Raw genomic sequence first — 9,310 nt, 5'->3', positions numbered from 1 at the left:
CTGGCTCGTCAGACGAACTCCCTACCTATTGGGTTAAATAGGAATAGTTGGAAACCCTAAATCACGGGGGCGGGTAGAGGATTTTTCACCCTACCTATTGGGTTAAATAGGAATAGTTGGAAACTCATGATTAAAAAATTGGGTAACTAATAAAGCTACCCAAAGGACCCTACCTATTGGGTTAAATAGGAATAGTTGGAAACAACAAAAAAAGAGCAGTGTTGGAATCGGGTTCTGGGCCCTACCTATTGGGTTAAATAGGAATAGTTGGAAACGTTAATCATGGTTTTTTTGCAAAAAGTAAGGTCTCCCTACCTATTGGGTTAAATAGGAATAGTTGGAAACATTAAGCTTTACTTGAGTTATTGAGTTGTCACTTTGACCCTACCTATTGGGTTAAATAGGAATAGTTGGAAACAACCATCCCAATGCCCATGGAGACTAAGGCAAGGGCCCTACCTATTGGGTTAAATAGGAATAGTTGGAAACGCGAAGTGGTGCAAGCGGCTTTGAAAATTTTTAAAACCCTACCTATTGGGTTAAATAGGAATAGTTGGAAACGTGGTTGTCAGGTTTTTGTACCTGACAAGAATTTGGTCCCTACCTATTGGGTTAAATAGGAATAGTTGGAAACAATTCAGGGAGAATTTCAAAAACAACTGTTTGAAAATTCCCTACCTATTGGGTTAAATAGGAATAGTTGGAAACAAGAGAACTTGCTCCGTTATACTCAATTGCTTGTATCGAGAACCCTACCTATTGGGTTGAATAGGAATAGTTGGAAACACATCTTCGGAAATTTCCCGTTTCAACCAAGCCGAACCGTATTCCCTACCTATTGGGTTGAATAGGAATAGTTGGAAACCCATTCACCTTGCTGAACTCCTGGAGCATCGTATTTTGTAACGCCCTACCCTACCTATTGGGTTGAATAGGAATAGTTGGAAACAATTTGTAATTTTGTAAAGAAGGGATAAAGTTCTTTACAGATTCCCCTATCTATTGGGTTGAATAGGAATAGTTGGAAACAGGGTTAACTGAATGTTGCTATCCTGGTCTACAGCTTTGTTTACCCTACCTATTGGGTTGAATAGGAATAGTTGGAAACATAGAAGTGTTTCCTATCGGGACAACCAACCTGAAGCTAGTCTTATCCCTACCTATTGGGTTGAATAGGAATAGTTGGAAACCATTAATACTGTTTTTGCTAGGGTCTTATTCATAAATAAACCTTCCCTACCTATTGGGTTAAATAGGAATAGTTGGAAACATGAACGCTTTCCCTACTTCTAGTAAGGAGAGCTTTCATGTTAAATTAGAGTGAAAATGTGAAAGAAACATAAATATTTTAGGAAAAACCTGCTAAATCATAAAAAAAGAATTAAAAGCTCGTTTTTAAAACCTAATCTGGGATATAATTATGTGAAACTTGCTGTTTCACGGAGATTTTTCAGATCTCAATGACTAATCCTTGCTACACAGTTGTTACCTTTGCACCAATTCAAGACTTTATTGAAAAATCAAGAAAATTAAGAGATTTATACGGAAGTTCTTATATTCTTTCTTTTTTATCTTGGGGAATTTGTCAAGCAGCCAACACAGAAGAAAATTGTTCAGTAATCTCACCTGCCCGAATTAATGTAACTCAAGGTTTACCCAATCTCATTATCATTAGTGGAAATTTTTCACAAGAAAAAGCAAAAGCAGCCTTTAGCCAAGGATGGGAATTGATAGTCAAGAGTTGTTATCAATGGATAATTAATAATGTAGAAGGATGGGAATATCAATATTGGCAAAGAGATTGGAAATTATGGACTCATTATGCTTGGGAATTTTTTTGGGCGCAAAATGAAACAAAAACAGAAGAATTAGACCCTAAACAATGCTTAGATGAAGCCCTTGATACACTCTTTAAAAGAAAACCGAATCGCCAGTGGACAGCAATAAACTGGCAAGGAGAAAGTTCCACCCTTTCCGGTAGTGATTCAATTGCCTACCCCAATTTAGGTAAAATGGGAGATACTCGTAACTACAGTTATGAAATTGAAAAGGAAACCATTCGCCAATTCTATGAACAATTAAGCCAGAAGTTGGGAGAATCTTTTGTCGAAGCAATTCCTTCATTAAGCCAAAAATTAGCTCAATTAGGTGAAGAAGATAAACAGGCTAAAATCAAAGAATATGGAGCCTCATTTATCGACCCAAGAGAACAATTAAGCATTCCCGAATTAATTAAACGTCTGATTACCCATAAAGTCATTGTCAAAGACTTAATTGAAAATTTACCTGAACAATTAGAAAATTCGAGTAAAGAAGATTTGCTGCAAATAGCAGAAGATTTAGATCCTCATTCTTTTAGTGAATTAAATCGTCATCAAGAAATCTTCAAAACGGGGTGGTTTCTAGGGGATGGAGACAACGTAAGTAACTACTTGAAAAATAAAGAAGAACAAGAAAAAACAGAATTTAGTAAATTAATGAGAGAATGGGGTTTAAACTTACAAAGAAATCCTCAGAAATACTTACCCAGTGGTCGAATTATTTATGCAGGTGGAGATGATTTTCTCGGAATTATTTACGATGCCAATAGTAAACAAGAACATCGTGAACCTCGTCAAATCAGTGGACAAGAATACCTGGAGTTTTTCTCTCATTTCAAAACAAGAGTTTGGAATCAAAACCAATATAAACCAATAACCCCCAGTGTCGGATTTGTTTGGGCCAGTTCCCAAGTTCCCCAACGGGATATTCTACAACATTGTCGAGAAACAGAACAATCTGCTAAAAAAAATGGTAAGGATCGTTTAGCCATTCGTTTACTTTTTAATAATGGAAATACTCTCCAATGGATTTGCCCTTGGTGGTTACTTGAAGAACAACTTTTTCAAAAGTATCGAGACAGAGATCAAGGTCAAAATTGGAACCACTTTTATCGGGATGTCATCACCCTAGAAAGTCGTCATGCTTTCACCAAACAACCCATGAAATTAGCTCTCGCTCTAATTAATATTTATTTTGGGACTCCAATACAAGAATTATTAGAAAATAGGAATAAATGGTGGAATTATCAGCATCAAGATGATATTTTACCTTTTAGCGGGATTTTCGGAGAACAAGAAAAGTTCTTAGAAAATAACCAAACATTTAATCAACAAAAGTTCGAGCAAGTGTTCACTCAATGGGTCATCAATCTCGCCAAAATAGGATTTTACTTAAATCGTAAATCATGAGCAAAACAGTAGCAATGAATCCCGCTTTTAACTATTTAATTATTATCGAACCCTTGGGACTTCTTTATGGCAGTGCGGGGGGATTTCTCTCTCCCGAAAACTTAGTCGGTCTTTCAAGAGAAAAATTTCCTCCCAGTGCTGCTACAGTCTCTGGATTATTTGCTGCCAGTTTAGGAAATGAAGCTATTCAAAAACTCCGTTTAGCCGGCCCATTTTGGGGGAAAATAGACCAAGTTTTTAGTCAAGTAGACGACCCCAAGTTACACCAAAACTTTTATGTTCCTACCCCATTTACTTACGTCTTAGATGAGGATACAGTTGATGATAAATTGGTTTATAATGATGCCAACAACAGTTGGATGAAAACCAAGCAAGATAGACAATTAAAAAAGAATGAAGAAAAAACATGGATAGCGATCGCTAATTGGAAAACTCCCATCAAAGTAGAAAAGTCTCCTTGGGAATTTTGCCCTCATCTCCATCCAAAATTAGAACCTAATGAACGGAGAGTAAAAAGAATAAATAATCAAGAAAATGATCCAGGTTCTTTATTTCTAGAAAATGCCGTTCAGATGGAACCAGATACTTGTTTAGTCTATTTATCTAATCTGGAATTAGAATCTAATATGGCAGAAAACCAAGCCTCAAAATGGTATAGATTTGGAGGAGAAGGACACATAGTAGATGTTAGCTGTATTCCTCTTAATGAAGACCGTCAAACCTTATTACAAGAGAAGATCCAAAATCAATTTGCTTTAATCACCCCTGGGGTTTGGGGGTCAAACCGTTTATCCTATCGAGAACCCATAGAATTAAATCAAAAAGATGCTCAACAAGCTCAACAATTAGACTCAGAAAACAACTCAAAAAAAGTATGGGAAATCAAAAGTATTTACACCAAGCGACCCCAACCATTTCGTTATCGTTTAGGAAATAGCAATGATCCTGAACAAACCAACATCAAAAGGCTTTCAAGAGGACGTTATGCGGTTCCAGCAGGGACAGTATATGTCTTGAATCAATCCTTAAACCAATCCTGGCAAGAATGGCCAGAATCTTGGTTTCCCAAGGAAGGCCCTTCATTAAAACGATGGGGATGTGGATTAGCTCTGCCACTTTTGACGTAAACTTTAACTAAATGTATCACGAAAACCTTAACTAATTTATCACGAAAATGTATCAAAAAGCTTACGGAATTATTGAAACATTAGCCCCTCTTCATGTGGGGGCAAGTGCCAATGAAGAAAACGGAAATCTCAACTTAATTTTTCGAGATCAATTTACCCAAACGGGGATTATTCCAGGGAGTTCTCTAAGAGGACGATTCCGCGCTGATTTACGAGGAGAAAGTAAAGATCATGGTCATTGGTATGGTCAAGAAGCTATCCCAGGAGAACCCGATAGTACCAGTGAAGGACTGGTTAAATTTGAATATGCGTCTATTGTGTGGATTCCTGTTTTTTGTCCTAATCAACCTATTGTTCGGGTATCGAGTCCTTCCTTATTGAAGCGATATCAAAAACTGACTCAACCTCAAACAAGACAAGTCGAATACATTGAACCTTATAGTTATTGTGGGAAGAAATCTAGTGATATTCTCTTTTTTAATTTAGGGTTTTTACCTTTGAAAAAAGAAGAGGAAAAACTCAAGAATTTTATCCCCTCAGAAGTTAGAGAATCTGAGTCGTATTTATTGTTAGTTGTTGACGATAATGAAATTTCAATGATTCATGATATGGCACTTTATCGCCAAAGTAGGGTTTCCTTAGAACCGAATCAGAAAAAAGCCAAGAAAGGCGCATTTTTTGATGTAGAAGCCTTACCAGAGGGAACAGTTCTAATCTTTCCTCTGGCTTTACGAAAAACCTTTGAACAAAAACCGATACAATGGGAGAATTTTATTAAGGCTCATGAAATAAAATCAGGGAAAGAATTATATTTTGGAGGCTTAGAATCCATTGGATTTGGACGAACAGAAGTTCATCTTAAATCTTGTCTTTCTGGTTCTACTAAACCTGTCGTGTAAAACTAACACTTTAAGGCTCTCCCGACATCTTAGTAGAAAATGTATGTCGGAGCTACAATCTTTAACATGGTGAGTTATGATGCGCCCTACAACTTATTAGTTTTCCCTCAAAATCGTTGCAGCGTCTAACCCATCCTACGAATCATAAACTGCTACAATCAACAATCAAAACTCAAATTAACAGTCATAACTTATGAGTAATAATCCTTCTTCAAAAATTGATAGCTGGCAACCTTACCATCTAGATCATTATGCCCAAGAATTAGTCTTAAAATATCGAAATTCAGAGAACGTTCTCAATGAATCCCATAAAATGAGAATGGCAGTGGCTTATGGTTTAGAAAGATTTTGGGGAGAACATCTACGGTTAAAACGAGACACAAAGAATCACGAAAAGGGGGATTATTGGCAAGATGTTTGGCAGACACTTCAAAAGATTTTAGAATCGGGAAATATTATTCTTCCGCATGATCCAATTCCATTAAACGATGACAAAAAAGCAACGGAAAAAATTAAAGAAATGTCCAAGAAAATCTGGAAGATGACTATTGAAGATCGTCGAGTAGCTTTAATGGTTTTAACACAATTATGTGAGGCGTTAGTCTGGTGGACACAACGTTATAAGATTCCTAAATTAACCAATAAGGGGGACTAAATTATGATTATGGCGAAAGCACTTCAAAAAGCTTATCAGGAGAAAGGGGAAGACATTGAAGTTCCTACAATAGATGAGTTTCCAGAGACAGATCCAGAAAGGATTCCTATGATGTACCGCGCCCAAATAGGTGGACGCTGTAGTTTACAATACGCAAGAGATAATACTCACTTAGAGCGATGGTTAAAAGAGTGGATTAATCCTAATCCGAATACCCATCAACCCAGTCATCAAATAGAACTTCCCCCACTAGGGTTAGACGGACATATTTATCGATTTCAAAGTTATCCTTTTTTTTTTCGAGTCATTAGTGATTGTGGACAAGATAGTATTATTCGTCCTCTTATTAATAACAAAGGGATTCCTTTTATTCCTGGGAGTAGTATTAAAGGATTATTTGAACGATTAACCCGTTCGCAGCAGATTAGTCAGGAATTAGTGGCTAAAGTTAAAGAGTATTGTGGGAGTCCTGATACTCAAGGAAGTCTCCGTTTTCATGGGGCATATCCTATTGGAGATTGGGCGGGAACTTTCCTTAAAAACTCTAATTCTTTAACCCAGAATCAATCCCCTTGTTATCGAATTACTGATGTTGTTCATCCTCAACAGGAAAAGCAGGTTAATGGTAAATTTAAGACAACTGCTATTGCTTCAATTAGTCTATATCAGCCAACTTTAATTTTTGAATTAAGTAGTATTTACCCTCTTGGTTTAGATGAATGGAAAAATATTGAGGGATTACTAAAAAGAGCATTACGTCAAGGGTTAGGAGGGAAAACCAGTACCGGATATGGATTATCTGGTAATCCTCAAAATCAATCTAGTTTGTGGCTTTTATTGGAGGGCAATGGCGTGAGTTCTCAACTCCGAAATGGAGTCCCAGAATTTCGCCCTAATTTATTTAAAGCTACGTTACGAGGACATACGAGACGACTCTTATCTGGTGTTTGTCAAAAAGAGAAGACTATTAAGGATAATATTAATTCTCTATTTGGATCTTCTAAAGGTTCAGGGAATTTTCAAATTTATTGGGAGAGTAAATCCTTAGATGACCAACAAAATCATGGGAAAGAAAAAACCCAAATTTACCAAACAAAAGGGATTCTTTATTTAGATGCACCTCCTCAAGAGCAAAAGTTATTAGAATGGGTGGTTAAATTTGCTTATATTATGGGAGGATTTGGAAAATCATGGCGTAGGGTTTACCATCCTCTTTTTAAATCAAACTATAAGGAACGAGCTATTGGCTGTCATTGGAAATGTCTTGATAGTGAACCTGAATTAATTATCCCTAAATCAGTAGAAGAATTAAAGACTTTTTTGCTAGATTTACATCAATTTTGTCAGCAATATTTAAAACCTGATAACTCTAAAAGTTCTCCTGATAAACCCGATAAAGAAGCATGGAATCCTAAAAGATTGTCTGTCTATAGTCAAATCGTTTCTACTTCACAAGCGATTGATTTATTTCATGACGAAAATTTTAAAACAACCCCTGCTATTGGAGGAAGAAAAGAGGGAGATAAATCTCCTACTTCTGTTAGTTATGTTTGGCATCGAATGCTACCCATTAATGGCACTCAATATTTAGAAATCATGACAATTTTTATTGGTGACGATTCTCCAAAAAATGATCCTTGGGTTAGAATGTCTAAAGAAGGAAAAGAGACATCTCAGTTAATTCCTTTTATCAAGGCACTTGAAAATAAAGGACTGAAGTGGACTTGGGGGAAAAAGTTTTCTTGATTTTTTTCTTAATATCTTTTAGTTTTATAAGGTTTACAATTTTACAATGGATTATTTTAATTTTTATGACTTAGGAGAAAAAATGAGTTCTATTCTTGCCCAAGTTTCTCCTCCTAACTTGCCTTCTCCTAATGTTCCTGTTCCTAACTCTTCTGTGCCATCCGCTCCTGAGCTAGATTTACTCCTGAAACAGATTGATTTTTTACAAGAGGCTAATCAACAACTCGCTAAATCTTTTCAATCTTTTGTTGATACAATAAAATGGACAATTACCATTGTTGGTAGTTTATTGGGGATTTTAGTTTTCTCCGCTAGGTCTATCTATAAAAATAACTTAAAAGAGGCAACTGATGAAATCACGAAAAATCTCAAGAGAAGATTAGAAAAAATTGTTGATAAAGAAATCGATGTTAGGTTAGCTGATACTGTTGAAAATCGACTCGATTTAGTTGAGAGAGTCTTGAATAAAGAGGCAATTCTTGACCAAGCTAAGTTAGTTTATTTACTTCCTAGTAATAATAGCTCTAGCAATCCTCCCGATGCTTATGAAATTTATAAGAACCTGAAGTTTAGAATTAGTTTTGAAACAAAAATTGACTCTCAAAATTTGTCTCAATCTATCGTTATTTTAGATTTTACTAATTTACCCAATTGTTCTGAGGATATTGTAAAATTGAATCTGGATAAAATTGTTCAAAAGTTACCTACTCAATCAGCACTTGTTATTTATTGTAATAAACAGTATAGTGCTATTAATGAATTTAGAAATCAATCAAATATTTCTTATTATGCTATTGCGAATACCCAAGTTTCTTTGATGGGTTATGTGATAGATTCAGCTTATATTCTTAAGGCATTAGCTTAGTGAACTTTTAACCTAGTTTCAAAGCAGTTATCTATATTTTAGTTCATTACAAAGTTATTATAACCATACTTCAAAAAAGCTTATGATGGTACTTATGGAGACAAAATCAACCATGTAAGCCATCATTTTCGCAGGGTCTTAGCTAAAAGTCAAAGATAGCACAAACCAACCTGAGAAAGAAAAAAAATAACACCCACCAAGTCGCTAAAATCGCAATAATAATATCAACACTTAAATAAGCTAAGTAACTGGTCGTCGATGTAGTCTTCAAAGCTCGTTTGACGATAAAAACCGTGACAAAAAAAGAAAGGCTGTCAAATAAAGCTCAGAGGAAGCCGACTTAAAATTGAATCAAAAAATAGTGTAATTTTTCATCTCAAAGGAGATTCTTGGGATAAGCTGTTAACAGAGCCAACCAATAGCAACTAATATTGAGAGAAACAAAAAAAATAAAGAGCTTAGGGAAGAATTGCTTAAATTCGCCTCTCGTTGCTTCATAATAATCTAACAGTTTCGTTAAAGATTGTTTCCAAATAGCAACAATGGTTTGTCTTCTATTTTGGGCTAATCTTCGATTGAATTTCATCTCAGTAATTTTCCCCGTTATTTTCTTTGATTTTAACCTTGGTAGTGGGAAAACTATAAACTAAGAAATACTATTGTCATCCCTAACATATTGACCATGCCAAGCAAGAAAGTCCACGTAAACGAGTACACTGTCAGAGCGCATGAGCGAGAGATCCACACCCGAACCTTTAAGTTCTTATGTTCTTATTGCCATGAAACTT

At 35.7% G+C, this 9,310-nt stretch carries 7 protein-coding genes and 1 CRISPR repeat array; of the genes, 6 read left to right on the top strand and 1 reads right to left on the bottom strand.

Annotated elements, in window-relative coordinates:
- Positions 1-19 precede the first annotated feature (19 nt).
- Positions 20-1,270: direct repeats of the CRISPR family, unit length 36 nt; unit sequence CCCTACCTATTGGGTTAAATAGGAATAGTTGGAAAC.
- A 190-nt stretch (positions 1,271-1,460) separates the two neighbouring features.
- From VB691_RS23910 to VB691_RS23885, 6 genes are all read left to right on the top strand, one after another.
- Positions 1,461-3,230, top strand: coding sequence for a Cas10/Cmr2 second palm domain-containing protein (locus VB691_RS23910; protein WP_323294038.1), 1,770 nt, complete (start codon positions 1,461-1,463; stop codon positions 3,228-3,230).
- The gene (locus VB691_RS23905) at positions 3,227-4,357 is read left to right on the top strand and encodes a type III-B CRISPR module-associated Cmr3 family protein (RefSeq protein WP_323294037.1); all 1,131 of its coding nucleotides are present in this window, start codon (positions 3,227-3,229) and stop codon (positions 4,355-4,357) included. The genes VB691_RS23910 and VB691_RS23905 overlap by 4 nt, the downstream gene beginning before the upstream one ends.
- A 47-nt stretch (positions 4,358-4,404) precedes the next feature.
- Complete coding sequence (locus VB691_RS23900) at positions 4,405-5,256, top strand: RAMP superfamily CRISPR-associated protein (RefSeq protein WP_323294036.1); 852 nt, start codon at positions 4,405-4,407, stop codon at positions 5,254-5,256.
- A 193-nt stretch (positions 5,257-5,449) separates the two neighbouring features.
- Positions 5,450-5,911 (top strand): hypothetical protein, encoded by a 462-nt coding sequence (locus VB691_RS23895; protein ID WP_323294035.1) that lies wholly within the window; start codon positions 5,450-5,452, stop codon positions 5,909-5,911.
- 3 nt (positions 5,912-5,914) lie between these two features.
- Positions 5,915-7,657: an RAMP superfamily CRISPR-associated protein gene (locus VB691_RS23890; RefSeq protein WP_323294034.1), complete on the top strand. Its 1,743-nt coding sequence runs from the start codon at positions 5,915-5,917 to the stop codon at positions 7,655-7,657.
- Between the two features lie 82 nt (positions 7,658-7,739).
- The gene (locus VB691_RS23885; protein ID WP_323294033.1) at positions 7,740-8,522 is read left to right on the top strand and encodes a hypothetical protein; all 783 of its coding nucleotides are present in this window, start codon (positions 7,740-7,742) and stop codon (positions 8,520-8,522) included.
- 376 nt (positions 8,523-8,898) lie between these two features.
- Here the strand turns inward: VB691_RS23885 and VB691_RS23880 are convergent, their stop codons facing one another.
- Positions 8,899-9,108, bottom strand: coding sequence for a hypothetical protein (locus tag VB691_RS23880; protein ID WP_323294032.1), 210 nt, complete (start codon positions 9,106-9,108; stop codon positions 8,899-8,901).
- Positions 9,109-9,310: the final 202 nt, after the last annotated feature.

Origin of the sequence: Crocosphaera sp. XPORK-15E (assembly GCF_034931425.1) — a bacterium.
Classification (GTDB): Bacteria; Cyanobacteriota; Cyanobacteriia; order Cyanobacteriales; family Microcystaceae; genus UHCC-0190.
This window is presented reverse-complemented; position numbering and strand designations above follow the sequence as displayed.